Here is a 25,259-nt window from a genome sequence, read left to right as displayed (position 1 = left end):
CCATCAGCCCGCCGCCGCCGAGCAGCTTCGCCACCGGGTCGTTCACCGCCCCGCCCAGCCGGAACCAGCCACGACCGGACACCGCGACCGGACACCGCGACCGGACACCGCGACCGGACACCGCGACCGGACACCACGCCGGACACCGCGACCGGACACCACGCCGGACACCGCGACCGGACACCACGCCGGACACCGCGACCGGCGCGACCTCGATCGCCGGCCGCGATGGCAGCGGCGCGGGCCGGGCCGGGCGCACCAGCGGCCGAGGTGATGTTGCCGGTGCGGCCCGCCGCGCAGTTGCCGCCGCGCCGATCGGTCCACGCCGGCACGAGCCTCACGGGTGGCCGGGTGAACAGCGGGCGTCATCCGCCGTACTGGAAATGATTGTCATCGCGGATTGGCGTGTTCCGCTTGCCCGGGGGCGGGCCGGGCCCTAGCGTTTCGGTAATGAAAATCGCTTTCACTGGCAAGGGTGGCAGTGGGAAGAGCACCCTCGCCGCGCTGTTCGTCGGGCACCTGCGTGCCGCCGGCCGCCGGGTCCTGGCGATCGACGCGGACGTCAACGTGCACCTCGCGCCGCTGCTCAGCGTGACCGTCGACCGCACCGCGGCGCTGTCGCACCCGGCCAACGTCACCGCGGTCCGCCGTCACCTGCTCGGCACGAACGCCCTGGTCGGCGGGGTGGAGCGGTTCGTCGCCACCACCCCGCCCGGCCCCGGGTCACGCCTGGTCACGCTGGACCCCGGCGACCCGGTGCTGACCGGGCACGGGGTCGCGCTCGACGACCGCACGCACGTCATGCACGTCGGCACCTACGAGCCGGAGGACATCGGCGGCGGCTGCTACCACGGGCACCTGGCGATCCTGGAGAACCTGCTGTCGCACCTGCGGCCGGCCGACGGCGACTGGGTGGTCTGCGACATGGTGGCCGGCACCGACGCGTTCGCGAACTCGCTGCACGCCCAGTTCGACGCGATCGTCGTGGTGGTCGAGCCGACCCCGGAGTCGACCACGGTGGCCCGCCGCTACCTCGAGCTGGCCACCGCGGCCGGCGTCGCCGACCTGCTGTTCTTCGCCGGTAACAAGGTGGTCGACCGGGTGGACGTCGACTACCTGCGCCGGGAGCTGGGCACCGCGCCGCTGACCGTGCTCACCGCGCAGGCCGGGCTGCGCCGGGCCCGCCAGGAGGGCCGCTGCCCGCTGCCGGCGGACCTGGACGACGCGACCCCGCTCGCGGTGATCGCCGATCACGTGCGCCCGGCGGACCCCGGCCGGCGGACCGCCCGCCTGCACGAGCTGCACTTCCGGCTGGCGCAGAAGGACTGGGTCCGCAGCGCCCTCGGCGACGTCTCGGGCCAGGTGTCCCGAACCCCATAGGCCCTCGGGCCAGGTGTCCCGAACCCCGTAGGCCCGTCGGGCCAGGTGCTAAGAACCCAGTAGGCCCCGGTCGTAGCCGGCGGCGACCGCGGCGGCCCGGTCGTTGACGTCCAGCTTGGCGTAGATGTTGATCAGATGCGTCTTCACCGTCGCCTCGGTGATGAACAGCCGCGCCGCCGCCTCCCGGTTCGTGTTCCCGCCGGCGACCAGCCGCAAGACCTCCAGCTCGCGCTGGCTGAGCGGCCCGGTCGTCGGCGTGGGCGCGCGCAGCCGGCTCATCAGCCGGGCCGCCACCGACGGCGCCAGCGTCACCTCGCCGCGGGCGGCCGACCGCACCGCCCGCAGCAGCTCCTCGCGCGGCGCGTCCTTGAGCAGGTACCCGGTCGCCCCGGCCTCGATCGCGGGCAGCACGTGACTGTCCGTGTCATACGTCGTCAGCACCAGCACCCGCGCCGGAACGCCGCGCCGGGCCAGCTCGCCGATCGCGGTCACCCCGTCCATCCCGGTCATCCGCAGGTCCATCAGGATCACGTCCGGGGTGACCGCCTCGGCGAGCCGCACCGCCTCGGCCCCGTCGGCCGCCTCGCCGACCACGGTGAACTCCGGGTCCCGGGCGAACATGGCGCTGAGCCCGTCCCGGACCACCGGGTGGTCGTCGACGATCAGCAGTCTGACGGGAGTGGTCACGCGGGTACCTCCGGAAGCTGGGCGGGCAGGCAGGCCGAGATGCCCGTCCCGCCGCCCACCTCCGACTCGATCTGCAGGGTGCCGGACAGCGCCTCGATCCGCTGCCGCATCGCTTCCAGCCCGAACCCGCCGGTGCGCGCGGCCGGGTCGAAGCCGGGGCCGTCGTCGCGCACGTCGAGCGCGACCTCCCGGTCCATGTAGGAGAGGGTCAGCCCGACCCGGCCGGCGTCGCCGGCGTGCTTGGCCACGTTGGCGAGCGCCTCCTGGGCCGTGCGCAGCAGCGCGACCTCGGCCTCGGGCCGCATCACGCGGGTGTCCCCGGTGACCGTGACCTGCACCGGGATGCCCTGCCGGGCCGACCACCGGGCGGCCACCTCGCCGACCGCGTCGGCCAGCCGCCCGGTCTCCAGCGGCTCCGGCCGCAGCTCGTTCACCGAGCGCCGCGCCTCGGTCAGGCTCTCCCGGGCCAGCGCGGTCGCCGCCTGGTGGTGCCGCCGCCACGCGACCGGGTCGCCGGCCGCGTGGTCGGCCGCCTGCAACTGGGTGACGATGCCGGTCAGGCCCTGCGCGAGGGTGTCGTGGATCTCCCGCGCCATCCGGGACCGCTCGGCCAGGACGCCGGCCGCCCGGGCCTGTTCGAGCAGCTTCTCCTGCAGCGCCGCGTTGTCGGCGAGGGCCGTGGCGAGCTGGGCGTTCGCCTCCCGGGACTCGTCCAGCGCCGCCTCCCGGATCGCGAAGTACCGGGCGCCGAGCTGGGTCAGCCAGGCCAGCAGGCACATCGGGACCAGGTTGGCGAGCACGACGGCGAGCCAGGTGAGCCGGCCGGCCCAGGTGCCGTAGTCCGAGCCGTTGGCCTGGGCGGTGCCGGCGACCACGGCGACCCCGGCGATGTAGAACACCTCGCGGGGCCAGCCGATGATCCGGAAGGCGAAGAAGTACAGCGCCGGGGTGTAGAAGCCGAACCACGCGTGCCGGGCGGCCAGCACGAACCCGATCACGATCAGCCCGGTGAGGAACACCGCCATGATCCCGGGCCGCCGCCGCCAGGGCGGGTGCACGGTGAAGAACACCAGGTTCCACACCGCGGCCACCGCGCACAGGACAAGGTCAAGACCAAAATCCGGCGACAGTACGACGGTGAGCCCGGCCAGCGCGGCGAGCAGCACGTAGGGAACGACGGTGACCATCGCCTGGAAGCGCTGCTCCCACGCCACCGGCCCGGCCGTCTGCCAGCTCCGCATGTCGTTCACCTCACCCCCCGGCCGAACAATCTAGTAGCCGCGCCGGCGGCGTGCCGAGCGCCGTCCGGTGTCCTGACGGGACTCAGCATCGCAGCGGGACCCCGGTCAGTGGCTCACCCGATCACCCGGGTGCGGGGTGGAGAGGGGCGCTCCACCGATCGGTGGAGCGGTGCTGCCGTCGTACGGCGAAATCGGTTTTGATCGGTCTTTGAGCTCGGCGACCAGGACCGCCAGGACGATCAGGGCGCCACCGGCGAGGGCGGCGAGGGTGAGGCGTTCGCCGGCCAGGCGGCCGACCAGCGCGGCCCAGACCGGCTCGCCGGCGTAGATGATCGTCGCGCGGGTCGGCGAGACCGAGCGTTGCGCCCAGTTCATCGTCACCTGGATGATTGCGCTGGCCAGGCCGAGGCCGCCGGCGAAGGCCAGCAGCGGCCAGGAGAACCGCGGCGGCGACTCGCCGGTCAGCGGCACCATGGTGGCCGCGATCAGCGCGCAGACCGCCAGCTGGACCACGGTCACCCGGCGCGGGTCGACGGTCCCGGCGAAGTGCCCGATGATCAGGATCTCGCCGGCGATCGCGACCGTGCTGACCAGCGTCGCGATCTCCCCGGCGCCCGGGTGCAGACCGGCCGCGGAGCCGCCGGTCAACAGCAGCATGCCGCCGAATGCGCAGACGATCCCGGCCCAGGCGCCGGCGCTCGGCGCGCGCCGGGTCCAGGCCCACTGCAGCAGCGGCACCAGCGGGACGTAGAGCGCGGTCAGGAACGCCGAGGTGGAGCTCGGGATCGACTGCAGGCCGACGGTCTGCAGGCCGTAGCCGCCCGCGAGCATCACCCCGATCAGCGCGCCGACGCCCAGCTCCCGGCGGGTCAGGCCGCGCAGCGCCCGCGGCGACAGGGCGGCCAGGGCGAGCGTGCCGATCGCGAACCGGAGGGCGACGAACGCCCACGGGCCGGTCAGCGAGAGACCGTGCTGCACGGTCAGGAACGTGGCGCCCCAGAATGCGGTGATCAGGATGAGCGCCGGCTCCGGCCTGTTCTTGAACATGCGGCCCAGCCTGGGACCGGATCCGGCGGTTGACAACTTCCACCAGGTCACAGCGGTGTCCGACGCAATTATCATCAGCGCATGGCCGTTTTGGATGACAAAGATTGCGTGATTCTGGAAGTGCTGCAGGAGCAGGGGGACCTGCCCAACGTCGAGCTCGCCCGGCGGCTCGGGATGTCGCCGGCGGCCACCCTGCGCCGGGTGCAGCGGCTGCGGGCCGAGGGGGTGATCACCGGGGTGCGGGCGCTGGTCGACCCGGTGAAGGTGGGCACCCGGGTGGAGGCGTTCGTGCTGGTGGCGCTGGAGGAGCACTCGGACGCGGGGGACGCCCGGTTCATCCGGGCGATCGCCGGCATCCCGGCGGTGCTGCGGGCGGACGCGGTGGCCGGGCCGGACGACGTGCTGCTGCACGTGGCCGCGGCGGACAGCCGGGAGCTGCAGGGGGTGCTGCGCCTGTTGACCCGGGCCGGGGCGCGGCGCCTCACCACCCTGCTGCGGCTGGAGGGGATGAAGGCGGCGGCACCGATACCGGTCAGGTGAATCCCCGGAAGTTTCGGAGCGCCTCGTAGGCGGAAATCCGTGCTCATAACACTTCGCGGACCGTAACTTCTGCAGAATGGCGTAAGTTCCGGACCTGGGCATCCGCGCGGAGTGCCCTGCTCAGCGCATTCATCGACGTCGTTGAATCGGCCGAAACTTCTTCGTAACGTGACGCTCCTCCCGTTCCCCGAGAGGAGGCCACGTGATCAAGCGAGTAACCGTCCTGGTAGTCGCCGCCGCGGCGGCCGTGTTCGCCATCCCCGGCAGTGCGTCGGCGGCCGCGGTCGAGGACGACGGCGCCGACTGCCCCGTGCCCGCGACCAGCACGATCAGCAACGCCCAGCTGCCCGACCCGTTCACCCGCATCGACGGCAGCCGGATCACCACCGCGAGCGACTGGCGGTGCCGGCGGGCCGAGATCCGCGAGATGGCCGAACGGCACGTGTACGGCCAGAAACCCGCCAAGCCGGCGACCGTCACCGGCACGGTGACCGGCACGAACATCACCGTGAACGTGTCCGACCAGGGACGTAGCGCCAGCTTCTCGGCGAGCGTCCAGCTGCCCGCGGGCGGGTCCGCGCCGTACCCCGCGGTCGTGGTCGTCGGGGGTTTCGGCGCCGACACGGACACCATCCGGAACGCCGGCGCCGCGGTGATCAACTACGACCCCCTGGCCGTGGGCAAGGAGGGGACGGCCCGGAACAACAAGCAGGGCGCGTTCTACACGCTCTACGGCGCGACCAGCGGAACCGGTGTCCTGATGGCGTGGGCCTGGGGCGTCAGCCGGATCATTGACGTGATCGAGCAGTCCGGTGGCGGCGTGCTGCGCGCCGACGGGCTCGGCGTCACCGGGTGCTCCCGGTACGGCAAGGGCGCGTTCGCGATCGGCGCCTTCGACCAGCGGATCGCGCTGACCATGCCGATCGAGTCCGGCAGCGGGGGTGTGCCGATCCTGCGCGGCATCCCCGGCGAATCCGGGGCGCAGCCGCTGAGCAGCGCCTACAGCGAGCAGCCGTGGCTCGGCGACGCGTTCAGCTCGTTCACCGGCAACCCGAACAGCCTGCCGGTCGACATGCACGAGGTGGTCGGGCTGGTCGCGCCACGCGGGCTGTTCATCATGGAGAACCCGCACATCGACTGGCTGGCCGCCCGGTCCGGCAGCGTGGCGGCGCTCGGCGGGGCGGAGATCTACAAGGCGCTCGGCGCGGGTGACAACATCAGCTACTGGTCGGACGTCAGCGACGGGACGCACTGCGCGGTCCGCGGTGAATGGCGCGCGCCGCTTCAACAGAACATTCAAAAATACCTGTTCAAATCGGGTACGGCGGCAGGCACGTTCCGCATCGCCGGGTCCAAGGCCGGGAACCTGGCGCAGTGGCGCACCTGGTCCACCCCGACCCTGACCGGCGGCTCGTCACCGACACCGTCCTCGCCGTCCCCGTCCCCGTCCACCTCGTCGTCCCAGCCCGGTGCCGGCTGCACGGCCACGATCACCCCGGGCACGGTGTGGGGCGACCGCTACAACACGTCGGTCACGGTCAGCGGGTCGAGCGCCTGGACCGTGACGGTCGCGATCACCTCGCCCCAGCAGGTGTCCACCACGTGGAGCGGCACCTTCAGCTGGAGCGGCGGCACGATGACGGTGCGCCCGAACGGCAGCGGCAACACGTTCGGCTTCACCACGATGATGAACGGCAACAGCGGCGCCCGGCCCAGGATCGTCTCCTGCACCGGGTGACGTAGCTCAGCGGATCCTGATCCGCTGGTGCCACCAGCCGTCCCGCTGCCACGGGACGGTCGGCGCCAGCGGATCGGGCAGCGTCCTGCGGAGGAACTCGTCGTCCAGCGGGTCGACCAGCCGCCGGAGCTCGTTTCCCGCCGCGGCGGGAAGCAGCCGCATCGCGTCGCCGAGCATGTCCCGCTGCTCGAGCACGTCGTCGTCGAGCCCGTGGTCGTCGTGGAAGTGAATCCGCCCGGGGTGCCGGAGCGAGCGCCGGTAGCCGACCAGAGCCCGCCTGACCTCGATACCGGGATGCCGCCCCTGAAGCCGGGCGACCTCGGCATTGGCCCGGGCCGACAAGCCCTCGACGGGCTGGGCCAGGGGTGGGTAGGACTGCTCGCGCACGGCGCGTGGCGATCTACGCGCCATGGGCCTTTCGGGTCCGGTTCATGGCGGGCACTCTGCCACACCGCCGGCCACCCGTCACCCGGTAATGTCCCCGATCGATGACTGAGCGATTCGGGGACCGGGCGACGTTCGCCGTGGAGATCGGCGGGGTGGCGACGCCCGGCCTGCGAGTGGTCGACGTGTGGGCGGCCGGGCGGCGGCTGACCGTCGACGACAACGCGGCCTATGTGCCGTCGCTGGCCTTCTACATGCGGGCCGACGCGCAGCGGGTCCGTGCGGGTGACCTGCCGGCCTGCCCCTTTCCGGGCCGCTCGCCGGAGGAGATCTTCGGGCTGGTGCACGCGGACCGGACCGAGTTCCGGGAGCGGTTCTGGTTCCTGCGCTGGACCGAGATCGTCGACAACGTCTCGACCTACGCCTACCTGGACGGCGACGTGGTCCTCGGCTTCCGGTTCTGGCGGGACACCCACCCCGTGCCGGAGGAGTTGGGCCGGTTCTTCACCACCAGGATCCCGCCCGAGGAGTTCGCGACCATCGTCGAGAACGCCGTCGACGCCCTGTCCTGAGCACGTCATCGCGGCAGGCCGCCGCCCGGTCGGCCGTGCGGCCGAGGGGTGGCGGGGGATCTCCTACTTTGGACGGATGGACTTTGCTGTCCGGATTTGAAGACTGGGTGGGTGTTTCGACGATTATCTGACCGTGGCTCGGCGTTGACGTTCATCGTTCTCGTGCTGGGTGTCTCGCTGGGGACCGCGCGGGTGCTCGGCGGGCTGGTTCTGGTGCTGTCGCCGCTGCTGGTCACGCTGCTGATGCTGCTGGTGGTGACCCGGGACGGGTGGCGGCGGGACGGGTGGCGGCGGCTCGGGGCCGGGCGGCTCGGGCTGCGGGACTGGCCGGCCGCGGTGGGCACCACCGTGGGGGTGAGCATGCTGGCCGCCGGCGCGGTGGTCGTCTGCGGTCTGGCCCGGTTCGTGGTGCCGGGCGGGGCCTGGCTGACCGATCTGGCGGCGCTCTGCGTCACCGGGCCGGTGCTGGCGTTCGCCGAGGAGATCGGCTGGCGGGGTTACCTGCTGCCGCGGCTGCTCTGGCTGGGGGAGGGCGGAGCGTTCCTGGTCAGCGGGGTGGTCTGGGCCGCCTGGCACCTGCCGTACCTACTGCTCACGCCGGACTATCACCACGACGGGAACCGGGCGCTGGTGCTCGCGCTGTTCACCGGCAGCGTGCTGGCGTTCGCGGTGCTGTTCGGGCGGCTGCGGCTGCGGTCCGGGAGTCTCTGGCCGCCGGTGCTGGCGCACTTCGCGCACAACGCGACGTTCGCCTGGGTCGGGGCGTATGCGATCAGCACCACCCATCCGGTCGTCGTCAACGAGTACCTGGCCGGCGACACCGGACTGTTCGTGCTGCTCGGGACGGCTTTCTGTGCGCTGTTGCTGAGTTCTCAGCTCGCGAGCACGGCGTCCAGCAGGGTGCCCAGCTCGTCGAGTTGAGCGGCTGGAACCACCGATGCGGTCGTGCGGGGCAAGCACACCCCGCACGACCGCACGGGCGTGCTTCACCCCGTACCAAAGAGAAAGGGTCAGCCGAGCAAGGCGGTGACCGCCGCGGCGAACTCGGCCGGCTGCTCGACGTGGCCGAAGTGCCCGCTGGACGTCAGGGTGACCAGCCGCGACCCGGGGATCCCGGCGTGCAGCATCGCCGCCCACGCCGGGCCGCAGATGAAGTCGTGCTCACCGACGATGATCACGGTCGGCACGGTGATCTCCCCGAGCCGCGCCCGCACGTCGAACGGCTTCGCGTCCTGCGGCACTGCCCAGGCCCGGACCCCGGCGACGAACTGGGCGAACTCGGCGCGCCGGCCCGGGAAGTCGGCGAAGTAGACGGGCACCGCCTCGCGCAACGCGGCGGACAGCACCGCGTCGTCGGTCGCCGTGACGGCCCGCTCGAACGCCGCCGGGATCGCCGGGTCGACGGCGCCGTAGGCGATCACCCCGGCCATCGCCGCGTCCCAGAACTCCGGCCCGGTCACCGGCGACGTGTCGTAGAGGGCGAGCCCGGCGACCCGCTCCGGGTGGTCGAGCGCGTACTGCTGCACGACGAAGCCGCCGTGCGAGTGACCGAGAAGGAACACCCGGGGCACGCCGAGCGCGGCGACCACCGCGTCGACGAACTCGACGTAGCCGGCCAGGTCGTACCCGTCGAGCCGCCCGGAGTCCCCGGTGCCGACCGGCTCCGGGTAGACCATGGTGAAGTGCCGCTCCAGCAGCGGCATCCGCAGGTACGCCCAGTCGATGCCGGGGCCGCCGGAGTGCGCGACGCAGATCGGCCCGGTGCCGGCGACGTGGTAGACCTGCGGGACGCCGCCGACGCTGATCCGGTGGGTGGTGATGGTCACGATGAGCTCCGATCCGATGAGGTGCTGACCGGACCAGATGCGCGCGGGCGCGGAAAGTTCGCTCTACGCCGAAGAATTTTTCGGATGGCACAGGGTCAGCCGCCGGACGCGGCCTTTGTCCAGCTTGTGCAGCCAGACCGCGCCGGGCGGGCAGTGCTCGCTGATCAGCTCGGTCTCCCAGATCAGCACGTCCTCGCCGGCCACCACGTCGACCAGCCGCTGCCGCACCCCGGACCGCAGATCGCACTCCATCCCGCGCAGCGCGAACCCGGTCCCGCCGCCCTGCCCGGACGCCGGCACCGTCATGTCCGCGTCGGGCCACCACAGCTCGTCCACGACATCGCGGAAATCCCCGCGCATCGCCGCGGTCATCGCGTCGGCCGCCTCCCGGCGCCGGGCCCCGAGGAGCGCGTCGCTGTCCGGATAGGCCCGCTCGGCACTGGCCCGCAGCGCCGCGGTCAGGCTGCGGTGCGCGTGGCTGAGCCGGCTGCGCACGGTGCCGATCGGAAGACCACAGACAAGGGCAATTTGTTCGTACGACGTGACGCTGCTGAAGTGCCGCAGCATCGTCACCAGCCGATCCCGCTCGGACAGCTGCCCGATCGCGAACCACACCCAGTCCCGCAGCTCGGCCCGCTCGACGACCTCCTCGACCCCGCCCGACCCGGGCAGCAGCCACTCCGGATCGGCCACCGGCAGCGGCGGCCGTGACCGTAGATGCATCCGGCAGTTGTTCCGCACCGCGGTCCGCAGCCACGCCCCGGCCGCGGCCGGGTCCCGCAGGTCCCCGATCCGGCGCACCGCGCTGACCATCGCGTCCTGCACGGCGTCCTCGGCGTCCGGCCCGTGGCCGAGCAGGCTCAGCGCGACCGCCCGCATCCCCGCCTCGTGCCGGCGCAGCAGCACGCCGAGCGCCGCCACGTCACCGCCCCGGGCGCACCGGACGAGCTCCGCGTCTTCCACCCGCCGATCGTAGTCAGCCGGCCTGCGCCAGCACCTCCCGGCACAGGGTGAGCAGCCGCTCGTCCGCGCTGACCTCGGCCGGGCGGACGCTGTGCCCGCGCAGGTTGTGCCGCAGCGGATTGTCCAGCTCGGCGCGGGCGTAGCGGGCGCCGTACCGCACGTCGCCGGTCGCCAGCCAGAGCCGGGCGATCCGCGGGCGCTCCGGCGCCGCCGCCTCCCACACCGGGCCGATCGCCCGCGCGGCGTCCTGATTCCCGGCCACCCACCACAGCGCGTCGGCGGTCGCCGCCAGCACCGCCGGGTTCGCCTGCCGGCGCCGCAGCCGGACCAGGCGGCGGGCCCGGTCCTTCACCCGGATCCGCAGCTCCCGCAGGCCGTCGAGGGCCGCGACCGCGTGCTCGGGCGCGGCCCGCCGGTCGTCGAAGTACCGGTCATAGACCTCGGCGGCCGCGTCCGCGTTGCCGGTGACGTGCCAGATCGCGTACGCCGCGGCCAGCTCCAGCCCCGGATCGCCGCAGCTCAGCGCGGCCCTGATGTCGGGGGCCCGGCCGGCGGCGGCCCGCCCGGCCCGGGCCAGCAGGGCGAGCGTGTCCAGGTCGATCGGGTCGTCCGCGAGATGGTCGGCGGCCTCGTGCGGCGCGACCGCGGCCAGCGCGCGCAGCAGACCGGCCCGGTCCGCGGCGCCGGCCGGGTCCAGCGCGCGCAGCAGCCGCCGCAGCGTCCGGCTCAGCCCGCGCGCGGCGATCCCGTACCCGGCGATCGCCGGGTGCAGGTCGCCGGTGTCCGGCGCCTCGTCGAGCATCCGTTCCAGGGTCGGCAGCAGGCGCACGTCGCGCAGGTCGGCGAGCAGCCGGACGGTCGGGGTCAGCATCGGGCCGTGCGCGCCGTCGTTGATCCAGAAGCCGCCCCGGGACAGGTTCGCCCAGACCGCGTCGGCGGCCGGGCGGGCCAGTTCGCCGATGCCGCAGAGCAGGCTCAGCGCCGCGGCCCGGACCTGCGAGTCCTGGTCCCGCACCAGCTCGGCGGCCCGGTCGACCAGGGGCCCGTACGGTCCGCGGAAGCGCTGGACCAGCGAGCGGGCCTCGTACAGCGCGTCCTGCCGGGCGTCCCAGCCGTCCAGCTCCAGCATCCGTTCGAGCAGGTCCAGCTGCGGCGCGACGTCGTTCCGGAACGCGCCCCGGACCGCGCTGACCACCTGCGGATAGCCGGGCGTCCACTGCCGCGCGGCCAGCCACTGCCCGGCCAGCAGCGGCGCGACCAGGTCGTCCAGCCGGGCCGGCTCGCGGTTCAGCCCCTCCCGGTAGGCCTCCAGCACGGTGTCCCGCGCGGTCTCCACGTCGAACGGCGGCGGATTCGTCAGCGCCATCAGCTCGGCCAGCGCGGTGGTCCGGACCCGCAGGTCGGCGTCGGTGTCGGCGACCCACGCGAGCAGCCGTTTCGTCGGTTCCCAGCCGGTGCCGACCGCGCCGGCGAGCACGCCGCTGCCGACCAGGGTCAGGCGCACGCCCGGGTCCGGCTCCTCGATGTAGCGTTCCCAGAGCAGCTCGACCAGCTCGGACGACAGCCGGCAGACCGCCCGGACGGTGTAGGCCGCGGCGTCGCGCACCTCCGGGTCCTCGTCGGTGAGCAGGGCGAGCAGGTGGTCGTGCTCGGCGAGGATCCGTTTCGCCCGCAGTGTCTCGCCGGACATCTGCCACATCCGGTCCGCGCCGGCGAGGTCGCCGACCAGGCGCAGGATCCGCCCGCGATCGGCCTGCTCCGGCTCCTCGACCAGGCCGAGCAGCACCGGGAGGGCCGCGGCGACCCACGGGCGGACATCGGCGCCGTCCGGCGCGATCCGATAGAGACTCCGCAATGCGGTGGTCCGGGCCGCGGCGTCGCCGCCGGCGAGATTCGAGAGCATTTGGCGTACGGCGGAGCCGTCCTCCACCAGTGACCAGTCGACGTCGTGCACCCCGGTCCGCGGAAGTTCGGTCTCCATCATGCCGTAGATCATGGCCCTCCGCGCGAACCGCCGCCACTGGGGGATCACCCCAGCTCAGCCCGGCGTTCACCCACCCGTGTCCGCTATCGATCGGCGGCTGCGTCGCCGCCCAGGCCCCGGCGACATGTCGGACATGCGACTGGCCTGGCGCTATCCCTCCGGGACGGCGTGTGTGTCGATCCGGCCGGGCGCACCGATCGATCGCGGGGGAGGGCGCCGGGCCGCGGGGGGACGTGACCCAACCGTTGTATCCGGCCGGGGCGAGTGCCGCATGACGGGGCGGAGGTCGTACCGAATCAGGTCTTGATCGGTCTTTTCGGTCGTGAACGGGGTCAGACGGAGGCGTCGTAGGTGGCACGGTTGGCGGCGACGTCGTCCATGTGGTGTTCGGCCCAGGACTTCAGGCCGCGCATCATCCGGTGCAGCGACAGGCCCAGGCCGGTCAGCTCGTAGGTGACGGTGACCGGCACGGTCGGCGTGACCGTGCGGCTGACCAGGCCGTCGCGTTCCAGGTTGCGCAGCGTCTGGGTGAGCATCTTCTGGCTGACGCCGGCCAGCAGGCGGGCGAGCTCCGAGTAGCGCATCGGGCGCGGGTCGCCGGTGCAGTCCGGGCCGCTGCCGAGCGCGGTCAGGATCAGCGTGACCCACTTGCCGGAGATCCGTTCCAGCAGCTTGTGGCTGGGGCAGACGGCGAGGAAGGCGTCGTACTCCGCCTTGGTCCGGGGTGTCGTCATCGGTCGCTCCCTGGCTACGCACTTTGAGGTGCCTACTTCCCAACAGGAAGTTACCCCACCAGAGTGAAGCGCATGAACCTTTCTCTTCCCGGTGGTGCCTGGACGCTCGGCGACCTGACCGTCAGCCGCTTCGGCTACGGCGCCATGCAGCTCGCCGGCCCGTGGGTGATGGGGCCGCCCGCCGACCACGACGGTGCCCTGGCCGTGCTCCGTTCGGCGGTCGAGCGGGGCATCACGCACATCGACACGGCTGACGCGTACGGGCCGCACGTCACCAATCGGCTGATCCGGGAGGCGCTGCATCCGTACCCGGAGTCGCTGCACATCGTCACGAAGGTCGGCGCGGTCCGCGACGAGCAGGGCGGATGGCCGCCGGCCCGGGATCCGGCGAGCCTGCGCCGGGCCGTCCACGACAACCTCACGACGCTCGGCGTGGACGTGCTCGACGTGGTCAACCTGCGGCTGGGCAACGCCGAGGGGCCGCAGCCGGGGTCGCTCGCCGAGGCGTTCTCGACGCTGGCCGAGCTTCGGCGCGACGGTCTGATCCGGCACCTCGGGGTGAGCAACGCGACGGCGGAGCAGGTCGCGGAGGCACAGGCGATCGGGCCGATCGTGTGCGTGCAGAACGGGTACAACCTGGCCCACCGGCAGGACGACGAGCTGATCGACACGCTGGCCGGGCAGGGCATCGCGTACGTCCCGTTCTTCCCGCTCGGGGGCTTCAGCCCGCTGCAGTCGTCGGCGCTGTCCGCGGTGGCCGCCCGGCTGGAGGCGACGCCGATCTCGGTCGCGCTGGCCTGGCTGCTGCGGCGCTCCCCGAACATCCTGCTGATCCCGGGCACCTCGTCGGTCGCCCACCTGCACGAGAACATCGCCGGCGCGGCCCTGTCCCTGACCGACGACGACCTCACCGAACTCGACAAGATCGCCGGCTGACATCCGGCCGGCCGGTCCGGGAGAATGCGGCGGGTGACCGTCGATCTCCGGGCCGGGGTCGAGGACGACCTGCCGGCCCTGCTGGACATCTACAACCATCACGTGCGGCACGGCTACGCGACCTTCGACGAGGCCGAGGTGAGCCTGGCCGAGCGCCGCGCCTGGTGGTCGGCGTATTCCCCGGTCGGTGCGCATCGGCTGCTGGTGGCGGCTGCGGGGCGACGGGTGGTCGGGTATGCCACCAGCAGCGCGTACCGGCCGCACCCGGCGTTCCGGCACACGGTGGAGACCAGCGTCTACCTCGCGCCCGACGCGGTCGGCCGGGGGTTCGGCGGGCGGCTCTACGACAGGCTGCTGGCCGATCTGTCCGGCACCGGGGCGCATCGCGTCGTGGCGGCCGTGGCCCTGCCGAACGACGCGTCCGTGGGGCTGCACCTGTCGCGGGGGTTCACGATCGTCGGCACGTTCACCGGCTATGCGGTCAAGGGCGACCGGTCCATCAGCTCCACCTGGTTCGAGCGCCCGGTGGTGCTCCGATGAGGGACGAGCATCCGATCGATCGCCTGTTCGTCACGGTGGAAGGGCCGCTGCCGCCGGCGGTCGCCGACGCGCTGCGGGCCGCCGCTGACGAGCTCGCCGGGCGGCGATCGTGGGTCCTGGGCCCGCCGAGGTTCGCCGACGGGCTGGTGTTGTCGATCTACACGGCTCGGCCGCCGTGGGGTGCGGAGCTGGACCGCGAGGTGGACCGGGCGCACCTGGACGAGGTCAAAGAGCTGCTCGGCGCCGCCTGCCGGATCTCGGCCGACCACGACGTGGCGTTGATGGTCGCGCTGGCCGGGGAGGACATCGGCGAGATCGAGTCCGGCGTCCTGGACCGGATGCTCGCCGACGGCCTGCTCGGCGAGTGGGAGCGGGTGGTGAACTCCGCGAACGGCTGATGCCCGCGGCCGACCCGGCCGCGGGCATCGATCGGTGCGGTCCGGCTACGCGGCCGGGGCCGGAGCGGCGACGGAGTCGTCGGAGTCGGCGGTGGCGGCGAGGGCGGTGGCCGGGGCCTTGGCGGCGCGGCGGGCCGCCCAGACGATCAGGGCCGCGCACAGGCCGGTCAGCACCAGGGTCGCCGTCGTGACCGCGTTCTCGAACGTGTGGGCGCCGGCCGCGCCGGCGCCGATCGTGATCAGCGAGCCGCCGAGGGCCGCGGCCACGATCGTGCCGGTGACCGCCATGCCGACGCTGCTGGCCACCTCCTGGCTGGTGTCGCTCATCGCCGCACCGATCGACGTCTGGTCCTCCGGGAGGCCGCGCATCACGGTCACCCCGGCGATGGTGGCGACGACCCGCATGCCGGCCGCGGTGAGGGCGAGCGCGATCGCGATCCACACGTAGTTCTGCCGGCCGAGCACGCCGTAGATCAGCAGGCCGGCCAGGAACGACGAGGCGCCCAGGACGGCGGCCCGGTTGGTGCCGAGCTTGTCGACGATCTTCTCGACGAACGGGCCGATCGCCAGCATCACCACCACCTGCGGCAGGTTGCCGAGCGCGGCCTGCGCCGGAGACCAGCCCCAGACCAGCTGGAGTTGCAGCGTGACGGTGAAGCCGATCACCGCCATGCCGAGGCCGAGCGACGCCTCGTAGGCCAGGCTGGCCGACACCGCCGGGCGCTTGAGCAGCGCGAAGTCGAACATCGGGTGGGCGGTGGTGCGCTCCCGGACGACGAACGCGACGGCGGCGAGCACCGCACCGGCACCGGCGAGCCACGGGGTGGACGAGGTCCAGCCGTCCTCGACGGCGAGGGTGGCGGTCCAGAGCGCGAGGACGATCGTGGTCGTGCCGAGCAGGGCGCCGGGCAGATCGAGCGGTGACGGGTTGCGCTTGGCCGGGTCGTCGGCGGGGATGCCGAAGCGGATGCAGGCGATCGCGAGCAGGGCGATCGGCACGTTCATCACCAGCAGCGTCTGCCACGGCAGGACCTGCAGGACGAGGCCGCCGAGGGTCGGGCCGGTCGCCATCCCGACCAGGCCGACCGTGACGATCAGCGAGGTGGCCCGCATCAGCAGGTTCTCCTGGTCGAACAGGCGGAAGCAGAGCGCCATGGTGCCGGGCGCGGTCATCGCGGCGGTGATCCCGATCGCGGCCCGGACGGCGATCAGCTGGCCCGGGGTGGTGACGAACAGGACCAGCAGGTTGGCGAGGGCGAACAGGGTCAGGCCGATCAGCATGATCTTGCGGGTGCCGTACCGGTCGGCGATCGCGCCGAAGGCGATCATCAGGCCGCCGAAGAGCAGTGAGTAGCCCGAGGTGATCCACTGCAGGGCCGACGCGGACGCGTTCAGCTCCCGGGCGATGGTCGGCAGGGCCACGTTGAGCACGGTGTTGTCGAGCATCTCCACCAGGAAGACGACCGACAGGCCGAGGATGGCGGGCCAGACGGCCCGCAGTGAGGTGGCGGAGCGCGCCGTCGTCGCTACGGGCACCTCCAGGACGTCGGCACTCATACGAGCCTCCTTCTGGAATGACGTTCCATTACGCCTACAGTCTGGAATGCCGTTCCAGTCCATGTCAAGATGTGGTCATGTCACAGACACGTAGCCGGGGTCGCCGCACCGACGCCCTCTCGAAGGACGTCGTGGTCCGTGCCGCGGTCGAGCTGCTCGACGAGCACGGCGAGCGGGGTTTCACGTTCAAGCTGCTCACCGAGCGGCTGCAGACCGGAGCCGGCGCGGTGTACTGGCATGTCGCGAACAAGGACGAGCTGATCCTGTTCGCCACCGACAAGGTGATCGGCGACGCGCTCGCGACGCTTAGCCCGGAGCCCGGAACGGATGCCGAGACCCGGCTGCGCACGCTCCTGCTGACCATGTACGACGTCCTGGACGACCACTCCTGGGCGGCGCCGCACGTCGTCGCGGCCCACTCGATGCCCAGCGCGCTGCTCCTGCTGGAGCGGGTCGGTTCGCTGATCGCCGAGACGTCGCTGCCCGCCCGGCGGCACTTCGCCGCCGCCACCGCGCTGTTCCTCTACCTCACCGGGGTGACCGCCCAGGACAGCTCCCGCGCCACCACGGTCGAGCCGGGCGTGAACCGGAACGAGCACCTCGGGCAGGAGGCCGAGCGCTGGGCCGCCCTCGACCCGGCCAGGTTCCCGTTCATCACCCGGATCGCCGCCGAGCTGGGCGACCACAACGACCGCGACCAGTTCATCACCGGCGTCGACCTGTTCCTGGACGGGCTGCGGGCGCAGGATCCGACCGGCTGAGCCGTGGCCGGATCTGTGGGATGCTCGTCCGCGGGGACATGGCCGCGAACCGCGCCGCACCGAAGACTCGACGCATGACGATGATCGACGTGCCGGACACCCAGCTCGCCCGCGAGGCCACCGAGCTGGTCCGCGACACCACCCCCGAGCTGATCTACCACCACTCCCGCCGGGTCTACCTGTTCGGCGCCCGGCAGGGCCGCAACCGGGACCTGAGCTTCGACCCCGAGCTGCTGTACGTCGGTGCGATGTTCCACGACCTCGGCCTCGGCGAGCGGTTCCACGCCAGTGGGCGGCGCTTCGAGGTGGACGGCGCCGACGAGGCGCGGCGGTTCCTGCAGGCGCGCGGCGTGCCCGAGGACAGCGTCCGGCGCGTCTGGCTGGCGATCGCGTTGCACACCACGCCCGGGGTGCCGCAGTTCCTGGAGCCCGAGGTCGCGCTGGTGACGGCGGGCGTGGAGTACGACGTACTGGGAATGGATTTTGATCTGATCTCTCCGGAGGAGCGTGCCGAGATCACCGCGCTGCACCCGCGGCCGGACTTCAAGCGCCGCATCCTGGCGGCCTTCACCGCCGGGGTCGCGCCCAAGCCCGCGACCACCTTCGGCACCGTCAAGGCCGACGTCCTGGGGCACTTCGTGCCCGACTTCCCAAAGACCGATTTTGTACGGACGATCCAGGACTCCCCGTGGCCCGAGTAGCCCATCTCGTCGCGCTCCTGGCATTCGACGGCGTCCAGCTCCTCGACGTCGCCGGCCCGGCCGAGGTGTTCACCACGGCCAACGGGTTCGGCGCGGCCTACGACGTCCGGGTCATCTCCGGAACCGGCGCCGACGTGACCACCTCGTCCGGCGTCCGCCTCGGCGCCGGCCCCGCGCCGGACCACCCGCGGCGCCTCGGCACCCTGGTCGTGCCGGGGCGCTCGGACTGGCGCGCGGCGGTGCGCGACGACGCGTCGATGGCCCTGGTTCACGCGCTCGCGCCGCGGGCCCGCCGGGTCGCGTCGGTGTGCGCGGGCGCGTTCCTGCTGGCCGAGGCCGGGCTGCTGGACGGCCGCCGGGCGACCACGCACTGGCAGCTGGCCGGCGAGCTGGCCCGGGCCTATCCGGCGGTGCGGGTCGACAGCGACCCGGTGTTCGCCCGCGACGGCCGGGTCTTCACCTCGGCCGGGGTGACCGCCGGGATCGACCTGGCGCTCGCCCTGGTCGAGGCGGACCACGGCGCCGGGATCGCCCGGCAGGTGGCCCGGCACCTGGTCGTGTTCCTGGCCCGGCCGGCCGGGCAGTCCCAGTTCAGCGCCCGGCTCAGCGTCCGCGAGACCGAGCATCCGGTGCTGCGCGCGGCGCTGGACACGGTCACCGGCGACCCGGCCGCCGACCACACCACCGACCGGCTCGCCGCCCGGGCCGGGGTCAGCCCGCGCCACCTGACCCGGTTGTTCCGCACGCACACCGGCCTGAGCCCCGGCCGGTACGTCGAGTCGATCCGGGTCGAGGCCGCCCAGGCGTTGCTGGAAGGCGCCGACTCGGTCGAGGCGGTCGCGGCGGCGGCCGGCTTCGGCTCCGCCGAGACCATGCGCCGCGTCTTCCACCAGCACCTGGGCGTCTCCCCGACGACCTACCGCGCCCGCTTCCGCACCACCGGAACCGCCTGATGCTGCGGCGGCATTGATCAACCGAATTGCCCGGCCAGCCCGGGCGTGTCGGTGCGCCTGGTGTCCAGGAGCGGCGTGCGTAGGCCGAGGCCGGCAGGAAACGACGACGTTGATCGGCTGATCGCGTGAACAAAGCCGATTCAGTGCATCGTGCAAGGGCTTTGGGGTGTCGAACTCAACTGGATCTTGGCGAATAGCATTCATTTGCCTCGGGAGATCTGCGACTCTTTCGGTGGATTCTCGGCTTACCGGAAATCTGGTCGGTTCGGGGCGGCGATCCTGGGGATCTCTCGCACATGTCCTGAGGCAAGGGAGTCAGAATGCCGGACCGGTCACCCAGACGCGGCGCGCGGCCGTCGCCTCGTACCGTGATTGACGCCGCGCTGACCTACATTCCGTCCGCCGTGGCGCCCGAGAATTTCATCACAAAGCCCGAAAGGATATCTTGGTGGGGTAACGACATCCACAAAAACTGTGTCAGTGCCGAGGAAGCTTTCGCCAAGGCATGCGAGTCTCCCGAGATTTTCGTGTCGGATGACGATGTCATATCTTGGGCGAGCGGTCATGGCGTACTCGACATTGCCTCTAATACCGATGTTTTGACATGGATGCAGATCGACGGATTTCCGGGCGATTCCGTGATCTACGATGACGGCCCTTATCGGTACGTGGCATTCTTAGATCCTGCGACTCTTCAGAATGCAATTGCGGAGGGTCCTGTCAAGGTTTGTTTAGCAGGGCACCAGATCGAGGCTGCCTGGGCGGCTGCTGATCGCCGGTCGGGGTGGTTCGGCACAGGATTCCAGCCTGACAGCAACTATGACCATTGCGTTTCACTCTGCGGCTTCGGATCGCTGGCTTGGCTGGCTCAGCAGTTAGGTGTGAATGTCCCACCCGGGGTAGATGGAACTGCGGCCGGTTATTCTGTTTTTACCTGGAACTCCATCGGAGTCCTGGACGCGTCATCGCTGAATGCGATCGCATGCGAAGCGTGGCTGAGAAGACCCACGACGGTGATCAGGCCGGCGGTGAAGGGCACCCTTGGCTTTATCAAGGCGGGCAATACTCCTAGCGATCATGTCGAGGTTCATCTGGCATCGGGTGCGACCTGCTACCTCAAGCGTGTGCTGGAAACGGCCACTACCTTTGTGAACGAGGATGATGGGGTGTGGCAGCTTTTGCCGAATGAGGATCTGGTTTTCATTAAGACTGCGAATACGCCGAGCGGTAATGTTGAGGTGCATATTGCTTCGCGGTCGTCGGCGTATCAGGAGCGGACGCTTGAGGTGGCTACTACTTTTGTGAACGAGGATGATGGGGTGTGGCAGCTTTTGCCGAATGAGGATCTGGTTTTCATTAAGACTGCGAATACGCCGAGCGGTAATGTTGAGGTGCATATTGCTTCGCGGTCGTCGGCGTATCAGGAGCGGACGCTTGAGGTGGCTACTACTTTTGTGAACGAGGATGATGGGGTGTGGCAGCTTCTGCCGAATGAGGATCTGGTTTTCATTAAGACTGCGAATACGCCGAGCGGTAATGTTGAGGTGCATATTGCTTCGCGGTCGTCGGCGTATCAGGAGCGGACGCTTGAGGTGGCTACTACTTTTGTGAACGAGGATGATGGGGTGTGGCAGCTTCTGCCGAATGAGGATCTGGTTTTCATTAAGACTGCGAATACGCCGAGCGGTAATGTTGAGGTGCATATTGCTTCGCGGTCGTCGGCGTATCAGGAGCGGACGCTTGAGGTGCCCACCACCTTCGTCAATGAAAATGACGGGATGTGGACGCTGCTCCCGCTGTAGATGCCGATTGGGTCGGCTGCCGAAAGATCCTCGGCCGCAAGTAAATGCCTGGCCGGAGCAGCCGCGGATCAGGCGTTGGCCGCGGCGGTGAGCAGTTCGGTGACGACCTGGTCGGCGGCGTCCGGGCGGCCCTGGCCCGCGGCCGCCTGACCGAGCTCGGCGCGCCGCCGCGGGTCGGAGAGCAGGCCGCCGATCGTGTCGCGCAGGTGGGCCGGGGTGGCCTCGTCGCCGTCCAGGACCACGGCGGCGCCGCGGGCGGCCAGGTGCCGGGCGGTGATCCGCTGCTCGTCGCCGGCCGCGTACGGGTACGGGATCAGCACGCAGGTCTTGCCGAGCGCGGTCAGCTCGGCCACCGTCCCGGCCCCGCTGCGCGCGACGACGACGGTCGCGGCGGCCAGCAGGTCGGGCAGCTCGTCGTGGATGAAGTCGTACACCTGGTAGCGGTGCGCGAGGTGGGCGGGCAGGCCGCGGGCCACCTCCTGCATCTCGGCCAGGCTCAGGCCGCCGCACTGGTGCACGATCTGGCAGTACGGCAGCAGCTCGGCCAGCGCCCCGCTGAGCATCCGGTTGACCTGCTGGGCCCCGGACGCGCCGCCGGTGACCAGCACGAGCGGGACGGCCGGGTCGAGGCCGTACGCGGCCAGGCCCTTCGCCGCGTCGCCGCGCAGCACCGCGGGCCGGACCGGGTTGCCGGTGACCACCGCGCGGCTGCGGGCCTTGGCCGGCAGGCGCTCCAGCGACGCCTCGTGACTGAGCAGGATCCGGGTGGCGACCGTGGCCAGGATCCGGTTGGCCAGCCCGAGGCTGAGCGTCTGCTCGTGCATCAGCAGCGGAACCCGGAACAGCCGGGCGGCCAGCCCGATCGGCACCGAGACGAAGCCGCCGGTGCTCAGCACGACCGTGGGCCGGTACCGCGCGACGGTGAACGCGGCCTGGACCACGCCGAGCGGGATCCGGAACGCGTCGACGAAGTTGCGGGCCAGGTCGCGCGGGCTGGTCGAGCGGCGCAGCTTGCCGGTGATGATCGGCTTGAACGGGATGTCGTTGCGGGCGGCGACGGTGGCCTCGAGGCCACTGGCCACCCCGACCCACAGCAGCTCGGGCGCGGTGCCGGTCTCGGCCAGCCGGGCCTGCAGGGTGTGCACGGTGGTGAGGGCGGGGTAGGTGTGGCCGCCGGTCCCGCCTCCGGTGACGATCATGCGGAGCGCATGAAGGCGCTGGGTGCTGTACAGGGACATGCCGGGCAACTCCGAGGATCGCGGAACCGAACGCCGGGAGTGTAGTTCACTTCCTCATCGGCGGCGCGGGGTCGCGGGCCGGCTCCACCACAGCGACAGCGTGATCGCGGTCAGGACCAGCACGGTCGCGGCGAGCAGCCACCACACGGTGGTCTCGGTCCGCTCCCGGTGCAGGCCGATCTCCCGGCGCAGTCCGCCCAGCGCCTGGTCGAGCTGACCGGCGTCCTCGGCGCGGAAGTACCGGCCGCCGGTCGTCTCGGCGACCTGGATCAGGGACCGCTCGTCGATCTCCAGGGACTGCCCGTAGCCGCTGCCGCTGCCGGGGTCCGGCCCGCCGCCGAACGAGCCCGAGGTGAGCTGACCGGGATCGCACACCATCGGGCCCGGGTGGGTGGTGCCGAAGCCGATCGTGAAGACCCGCAGGTGCCGCGCCGCCGCCTGGCCGGCGGCGACGAGCGGATCCACGCCGGTGGTGTTCGACCCGTCGGTGAGCACCACGATGGTGTCCGGCTCGAAGCCGCCGGTGCCGGACGCGGCCAGTTCCACGCCGCGGGGCGCGACCGCCGGGTTGGCCTCGGCGATCGCGTCGATCGAGGTCAGGATCGCCTCGCCGATCGCGGTCCCGAGGGCGGTGCGGAACTTCCCGACCGCGTCGAGCAGCTGCTTGCGGTCCGTCGTCGGCGGCACGGCGAGCCCGGCGGTCCCGGAGAACGCGACCAGCCCGATCCGGGTCCGGCTGTCGGTCCGGGCGATGAAGTCGCGGGCCGAGCCGATCGCCGCGGCGAGCCGGTTGGGGGCGACGTCGGTCGAGCACATCGACCCGGACACGTCGATGGCCAGCAGGATCGACGTGTCGTCGCGGGGCACCGCGACGGTGGCCTGCGGCCGGGCCACGCTCACCGCCAGCGCGAACAGCCCGGCGAGAAACAACACCACCGGGACGCGCCGCCGCCACGCGCTGCGGGCGGGCAGGGCGGCGCGGATCAGGGCGACGCTGGAGACGAGGACCGCGGCGCGCCGGCGGCGGCGGTGGAACCACCAGCGGGCGGCGGGCAGGAGCGGGACGGCGAGGAGTGCGTACAGGGCCCAGGGCCAGCTGACCGACACCAGAGCTCCTTCCATGCCGGCGGCAGGGGCCCGTGATGTTCCCGTTACATTGCGCACGCAACCGTGCGCTCTCAGTAATCGCTTACTCCGGCAAACCGGGCGTCAGATTCAGATAAACCCCGATCAGGCGACGGGCGCGGGAAATCCGGGAGCGCACGGTGCCGACCGGGAGATGCAGAAGATCAGCAATTTCCTCGTACGACCGTTGCTCGAACTCGCGCAGTCGCAATGCCTCCCGATATTGCTCGGGCAATCGGTTCAGCGCATTTTCCACGTCCATCCGGGTGGCCGCCACCGAACTCATCCGGCGCAGCGCCCCGGTCTCCGGCACCTCGTCGGCCGGCACGCCGGCCCGGGTCTTGCGGCGCAGCACCTCGAGCGCCGCGTTGACCGCGACCCGGTGCAGCCAGCTGGAGAAACGGGACCGTCCCTCGAAGGTGTGAATCCCGCGCGCCACCGCGATCAGGGTCTCCTGGGCGGCGTCGTCGACGTCCGCCGCGTCGGCCAGCACCCGCCGGGCCCCGCCGTGTGCGAGCCGTCGAACATGAATCTCGTGCAGCAATTCCTGAAGATCCCGGCGGGACCCGGCGGCGGCCCGTTCCGCCAGTTCCTGGAGATCGTCGTGCGGCATCCGGAAATGGTATAACCGGCGGTATTCAAATGGCGACGGGGGAGCGTGGAGATCGAATTCATCGGCCGTTATCGGATCATGCGCCGGCTGGGCAACGGCGCGTTCGCCGACGTGTTCCTCGCCGTCGACGACGATCTCGAGTCCCCCGTGGCGATCAAGGTGCTCGCCGAGCGGTGGGCGCTCGACCCGGACATCCGCGAGCGCTTCCTGAACGAGGCCCGCCTGCTGCGCCGGATCGGCGGGCGCCGGCTGGTCGGCGTGCACGACATCGGGCAGGTGCCGGACGGGCGGCCGTACTTCGTGATGCCGTACGCGGATCGCGGCACCCTGGAGGACCGGCTCGCGGCCGGCCGTCCGGTGCCGGCCGGGGCGGCGTTCGCGGTGGCCCGGGAGGTGGCGCTGGCGCTGCGCCGGGTGCACGAGGCCGGCGTGGTGCACCGCGACGTCAAGCCCGCCAACCTGCTGATCTTCGCGGACCCGGCCGGCGACGCGGGCGCCGCCCCGGTGCACGCGGCGCCGCTGCTCGCCGCCGACGAGCGCCTGGTCCTCGGCGACTTCGGGCTGGCCAAGGACCTGAGCGCGCGGGCCACCGGGCTGAGCCTGCCGGTCGGCACGCCGGGCTACATGGCGCCCGAGCAGTCCGACGCGGCGGCCGCGGTCGACGAGCGCGCCGACGTCTACGCGTGCAGCGCCCTGCTGGCCCGGATGCTGATCGGGCGCCCGCCGTCGGCCGGGGAGCTGGACGACGAGACGTCGGTCCGCCCGGGGGTCCGGCGGGCGATCCTCTCCGGGCTCTCCCCGGCGCCGTCCGCGCGCCCGGCCTCGGCGGCCGCGTGGCTCGACGGCCTGGACACCGCGGTCGCCGCCGACCGCCCGCGGCACCGGCTGCTGGCGCCGGTGCTCGGCCTGGTGCTCGTCGCCCTGCTCGTGGCCGGGCTGCTGGCGGTGCTGCACCGGGATCGGACAGCGGACGCGCCGGCGGCCGGGGCGGCGCCGAAGGTCGACTACGTCGACTTCCTCGACGACACCAGGAGCCTGTCGGTGCACGTCCCGGCCGCCTGGGGCCAGCACTGGGGCAACGGCTGGCACCCCGGTCAGGCCCCGTTCTACAACAAGGTCGACGTCGGCCCGGGCATGAACGCCTCGCCGAACGTCAGCGACTGGTTCACCGACGCCGCCGTCCCCGGTCTGTTCGCCGGCGCCTCGGCCCGGGTCGTCAAGGAGGGACGATTCACCCCGGAGTACATGCGCGACTACTTCGGCCCGACCGGCTGCACCGCCGCCGGGACCAGCCCGTTCCGCCTCGACCGGCTCGGCCTGACCGGGGTGCAGGGCGAGTGGCGGTGCCCGGGCGGGGTCCGCTGGCGCTACGCCTACGGCTGGCCGGGTCATCACCGCTTCGTGGTCGCGGTCGAGATCAAATTCGTTCCCCCGTACGGCGACGAGGTCTGGACCGAGGCGCTGAACTCGCTCACCGTCCACACCGAACCGATAGGGTGAGAAGCATGGACGCCAGCGTCGCGAAGGCCGGAGGCTGAC

25 protein-coding genes are annotated in these 25,259 nt (G+C 71.8%); 13 read left to right on the top strand and 12 right to left on the bottom strand.

Annotated features, from left to right (window positions below):
* The first annotated feature begins 450 nt into the window (after positions 1–450).
* Positions 451–1,380: an ATP-binding protein gene (locus tag L3i22_RS28415; protein ID WP_221320595.1), complete on the top strand. Its 930-nt coding sequence runs from the start codon at positions 451–453 to the stop codon at positions 1,378–1,380.
* 48 nt (positions 1,381–1,428) lie between these two features.
* Here the strand turns inward: L3i22_RS28415 and L3i22_RS28410 are convergent, their stop codons facing one another.
* From L3i22_RS28410 to L3i22_RS28400, 3 genes are all read right to left on the bottom strand, one after another.
* Positions 1,429–2,067, bottom strand: coding sequence for a response regulator transcription factor (locus L3i22_RS28410; protein WP_221320594.1), 639 nt, complete (start codon positions 2,065–2,067; stop codon positions 1,429–1,431).
* Positions 2,064–3,308 (bottom strand): sensor histidine kinase, encoded by a 1,245-nt coding sequence (locus L3i22_RS28405; RefSeq protein WP_221320593.1) that lies wholly within the window; start codon positions 3,306–3,308, stop codon positions 2,064–2,066. The genes L3i22_RS28410 and L3i22_RS28405 overlap by 4 nt, the downstream gene beginning before the upstream one ends.
* A gap of 105 nt (positions 3,309–3,413) precedes the next feature.
* Entirely contained in the window at positions 3,414–4,355 is a 942-nt protein-coding gene (locus L3i22_RS28400) for a DMT family transporter (protein WP_221320592.1), read from the bottom strand.
* Positions 4,356–4,436: 81 nt separating this feature from the next.
* Here L3i22_RS28400 and L3i22_RS28395 point away from each other — a divergent pair, with 81 nt between their 5' ends.
* Both L3i22_RS28395 and L3i22_RS28390 read left to right on the top strand, forming a co-directional pair.
* On the top strand, positions 4,437–4,895 hold the full coding sequence (locus tag L3i22_RS28395) for an Lrp/AsnC family transcriptional regulator (RefSeq protein WP_221320591.1): 459 nt from the start codon (positions 4,437–4,439) through the stop codon (positions 4,893–4,895).
* 202 nt (positions 4,896–5,097) lie between these two features.
* Positions 5,098–6,633 (top strand): cellulose-binding protein, encoded by a 1,536-nt coding sequence (locus L3i22_RS28390; RefSeq protein ID WP_221320590.1) that lies wholly within the window; start codon positions 5,098–5,100, stop codon positions 6,631–6,633.
* Positions 6,634–6,639: 6 nt separating this feature from the next.
* Here L3i22_RS28390 and L3i22_RS28385 read toward each other — a convergent pair whose 3' ends face one another.
* Positions 6,640–7,020, bottom strand: a complete 381-nt coding sequence (locus tag L3i22_RS28385; protein WP_255657194.1) for a hypothetical protein — start codon at positions 7,018–7,020, stop codon at positions 6,640–6,642.
* 101 nt (positions 7,021–7,121) lie between these two features.
* On the opposite strand from L3i22_RS28385, the gene L3i22_RS28380 reads away from it, so the two are divergent.
* Both L3i22_RS28380 and L3i22_RS28375 read left to right on the top strand, forming a co-directional pair.
* Positions 7,122–7,589 carry a hypothetical protein gene (locus L3i22_RS28380; RefSeq protein ID WP_221320588.1) on the top strand — a complete coding sequence of 156 codons (468 nt, stop codon included), beginning with the start codon at positions 7,122–7,124 and terminating at the stop codon, positions 7,587–7,589.
* Between the two features lie 144 nt (positions 7,590–7,733).
* Positions 7,734–8,510, top strand: a complete 777-nt coding sequence (locus tag L3i22_RS28375; protein ID WP_221320587.1) for a CPBP family intramembrane glutamic endopeptidase — start codon at positions 7,734–7,736, stop codon at positions 8,508–8,510.
* 89 nt (positions 8,511–8,599) lie between these two features.
* Here the strand turns inward: L3i22_RS28375 and L3i22_RS28370 are convergent, their stop codons facing one another.
* From L3i22_RS28370 to L3i22_RS28355, 4 genes are all read right to left on the bottom strand, one after another.
* Entirely contained in the window at positions 8,600–9,415 is an 816-nt protein-coding gene (locus L3i22_RS28370; RefSeq protein WP_255657193.1) for an alpha/beta fold hydrolase, read from the bottom strand.
* 63 nt (positions 9,416–9,478) lie between these two features.
* Positions 9,479–10,378 carry an RNA polymerase sigma factor gene (locus tag L3i22_RS28365; RefSeq protein WP_255657192.1) on the bottom strand — a complete coding sequence of 300 codons (900 nt, stop codon included), beginning with the start codon at positions 10,376–10,378 and terminating at the stop codon, positions 9,479–9,481.
* Between the two features lie 13 nt (positions 10,379–10,391).
* Positions 10,392–12,362 carry a HEAT repeat domain-containing protein gene (locus L3i22_RS28360; RefSeq protein ID WP_221320586.1) on the bottom strand — a complete coding sequence of 657 codons (1,971 nt, stop codon included), beginning with the start codon at positions 12,360–12,362 and terminating at the stop codon, positions 10,392–10,394.
* A gap of 332 nt (positions 12,363–12,694) precedes the next feature.
* On the bottom strand, positions 12,695–13,096 hold the full coding sequence (locus tag L3i22_RS28355) for a helix-turn-helix domain-containing protein (RefSeq protein ID WP_221320585.1): 402 nt from the start codon (positions 13,094–13,096) through the stop codon (positions 12,695–12,697).
* Positions 13,097–13,168: 72 nt separating this feature from the next.
* Here L3i22_RS28355 and L3i22_RS28350 point away from each other — a divergent pair, with 72 nt between their 5' ends.
* From L3i22_RS28350 to L3i22_RS28340, 3 genes are read left to right on the top strand one after another with little or no spacing between them, the layout of a single operon-like run.
* Entirely contained in the window at positions 13,169–14,032 is an 864-nt protein-coding gene (locus L3i22_RS28350; RefSeq protein WP_221320584.1) for an aldo/keto reductase family oxidoreductase, read from the top strand.
* Positions 14,033–14,065: 33 nt separating this feature from the next.
* Positions 14,066–14,572, top strand: coding sequence for a GNAT family N-acetyltransferase (locus tag L3i22_RS28345; RefSeq protein WP_221320583.1), 507 nt, complete (start codon positions 14,066–14,068; stop codon positions 14,570–14,572).
* On the top strand, positions 14,569–14,970 hold the full coding sequence (locus L3i22_RS28340; RefSeq protein WP_221320582.1) for a hypothetical protein: 402 nt from the start codon (positions 14,569–14,571) through the stop codon (positions 14,968–14,970). Before L3i22_RS28345 ends, L3i22_RS28340 begins: the two co-directional genes overlap by 4 nt.
* A gap of 45 nt (positions 14,971–15,015) precedes the next feature.
* On the opposite strand, the gene L3i22_RS28335 is transcribed toward L3i22_RS28340, so the two are convergent.
* Complete coding sequence (locus L3i22_RS28335) at positions 15,016–16,527, bottom strand: MFS transporter (protein WP_221320581.1); 1,512 nt, start codon at positions 16,525–16,527, stop codon at positions 15,016–15,018.
* 77 nt (positions 16,528–16,604) lie between these two features.
* Here L3i22_RS28335 and L3i22_RS28330 point away from each other — a divergent pair, with 77 nt between their 5' ends.
* The 4 genes from L3i22_RS28330 to L3i22_RS28315 all read left to right on the top strand — a co-directional run bounded on the left by L3i22_RS28330 (position 16,605) and on the right by L3i22_RS28315 (position 20,744).
* Positions 16,605–17,288: a TetR/AcrR family transcriptional regulator gene (locus L3i22_RS28330; RefSeq protein WP_221320580.1), complete on the top strand. Its 684-nt coding sequence runs from the start codon at positions 16,605–16,607 to the stop codon at positions 17,286–17,288.
* Positions 17,289–17,362: 74 nt separating this feature from the next.
* Entirely contained in the window at positions 17,363–17,989 is a 627-nt protein-coding gene (locus L3i22_RS28325; protein ID WP_221320579.1) for an HD domain-containing protein, read from the top strand.
* Positions 17,977–18,942, top strand: coding sequence for a GlxA family transcriptional regulator (locus tag L3i22_RS54420; protein WP_221320578.1), 966 nt, complete (start codon positions 17,977–17,979; stop codon positions 18,940–18,942). The genes L3i22_RS28325 and L3i22_RS54420 overlap by 13 nt, the downstream gene beginning before the upstream one ends.
* A 368-nt stretch (positions 18,943–19,310) precedes the next feature.
* Positions 19,311–20,744, top strand: a complete 1,434-nt coding sequence (locus L3i22_RS28315) for a hypothetical protein (RefSeq protein WP_221320577.1) — start codon at positions 19,311–19,313, stop codon at positions 20,742–20,744.
* A gap of 68 nt (positions 20,745–20,812) precedes the next feature.
* On the opposite strand, the gene L3i22_RS28310 is transcribed toward L3i22_RS28315, so the two are convergent.
* From L3i22_RS28310 to L3i22_RS28300, 3 genes are all read right to left on the bottom strand, one after another.
* Positions 20,813–21,982 carry a glycosyltransferase gene (locus L3i22_RS28310; protein ID WP_221320576.1) on the bottom strand — a complete coding sequence of 390 codons (1,170 nt, stop codon included), beginning with the start codon at positions 21,980–21,982 and terminating at the stop codon, positions 20,813–20,815.
* A 54-nt stretch (positions 21,983–22,036) separates the two neighbouring features.
* On the bottom strand, positions 22,037–23,089 hold the full coding sequence (locus tag L3i22_RS28305; protein ID WP_221320575.1) for a VWA domain-containing protein: 1,053 nt from the start codon (positions 23,087–23,089) through the stop codon (positions 22,037–22,039).
* An 82-nt stretch (positions 23,090–23,171) separates the two neighbouring features.
* A complete protein-coding gene (locus L3i22_RS28300; RefSeq protein ID WP_221320574.1) occupies positions 23,172–23,720 on the bottom strand; it encodes an RNA polymerase sigma factor in 549 nt (182 codons plus the stop codon).
* A 45-nt stretch (positions 23,721–23,765) separates the two neighbouring features.
* Between L3i22_RS28300 and L3i22_RS28295 the strand changes: the two genes are divergently transcribed.
* Positions 23,766–25,220 carry a serine/threonine-protein kinase gene (locus L3i22_RS28295; RefSeq protein WP_221320573.1) on the top strand — a complete coding sequence of 485 codons (1,455 nt, stop codon included), beginning with the start codon at positions 23,766–23,768 and terminating at the stop codon, positions 25,218–25,220.
* Positions 25,221–25,259 lie beyond the last annotated feature (39 nt).

It is taken from the genome of Actinoplanes sp. L3-i22, from assembly GCF_019704555.1.
In the GTDB taxonomy this organism is placed as follows: domain Bacteria; phylum Actinomycetota; class Actinomycetes; order Mycobacteriales; family Micromonosporaceae; genus Actinoplanes.
This window is presented reverse-complemented; position numbering and strand designations above follow the sequence as displayed.

What these genes read in the sequence shown, in the direction of transcription:
- L3i22_RS28415 (WP_221320595.1), top strand. Translation starts at nt 451, where the DNA reads ATGAAAATCGCTTTCACTGGCAAGGGTGGCAGTGGGAAGAGCACCCTC.
- L3i22_RS28400 (WP_221320592.1), bottom strand. Translation starts at nt 4,355, where the DNA reads ATGTTCAAGAACAGGCCGGAGCCGGCGCTCATCCTGATCACCGCATTC.
- L3i22_RS28340 (WP_221320582.1), top strand. Translation starts at nt 14,569, where the DNA reads ATGAGGGACGAGCATCCGATCGATCGCCTGTTCGTCACGGTGGAAGGG.
- L3i22_RS28350 (WP_221320584.1), top strand. Translation starts at nt 13,169, where the DNA reads ATGAACCTTTCTCTTCCCGGTGGTGCCTGGACGCTCGGCGACCTGACC.
- L3i22_RS28325 (WP_221320579.1), top strand. Translation starts at nt 17,363, where the DNA reads ATGACGATGATCGACGTGCCGGACACCCAGCTCGCCCGCGAGGCCACC.
- L3i22_RS28330 (WP_221320580.1), top strand. Translation starts at nt 16,605, where the DNA reads ATGTCACAGACACGTAGCCGGGGTCGCCGCACCGACGCCCTCTCGAAG.
- L3i22_RS28335 (WP_221320581.1), bottom strand. Translation starts at nt 16,527, where the DNA reads ATGAGTGCCGACGTCCTGGAGGTGCCCGTAGCGACGACGGCGCGCTCC.
- L3i22_RS28380 (WP_221320588.1), top strand. Translation starts at nt 7,122, where the DNA reads ATGACTGAGCGATTCGGGGACCGGGCGACGTTCGCCGTGGAGATCGGC.
- L3i22_RS28300 (WP_221320574.1), bottom strand. Translation starts at nt 23,720, where the DNA reads ATGCCGCACGACGATCTCCAGGAACTGGCGGAACGGGCCGCCGCCGGG.
- L3i22_RS28310 (WP_221320576.1), bottom strand. Translation starts at nt 21,982, where the DNA reads ATGTCCCTGTACAGCACCCAGCGCCTTCATGCGCTCCGCATGATCGTC.
- L3i22_RS28360 (WP_221320586.1), bottom strand. Translation starts at nt 12,362, where the DNA reads ATGATGGAGACCGAACTTCCGCGGACCGGGGTGCACGACGTCGACTGG.
- L3i22_RS28405 (WP_221320593.1), bottom strand. Translation starts at nt 3,308, where the DNA reads ATGCGGAGCTGGCAGACGGCCGGGCCGGTGGCGTGGGAGCAGCGCTTC.
- L3i22_RS28395 (WP_221320591.1), top strand. Translation starts at nt 4,437, where the DNA reads ATGGCCGTTTTGGATGACAAAGATTGCGTGATTCTGGAAGTGCTGCAG.
- L3i22_RS28355 (WP_221320585.1), bottom strand. Translation starts at nt 13,096, where the DNA reads ATGACGACACCCCGGACCAAGGCGGAGTACGACGCCTTCCTCGCCGTC.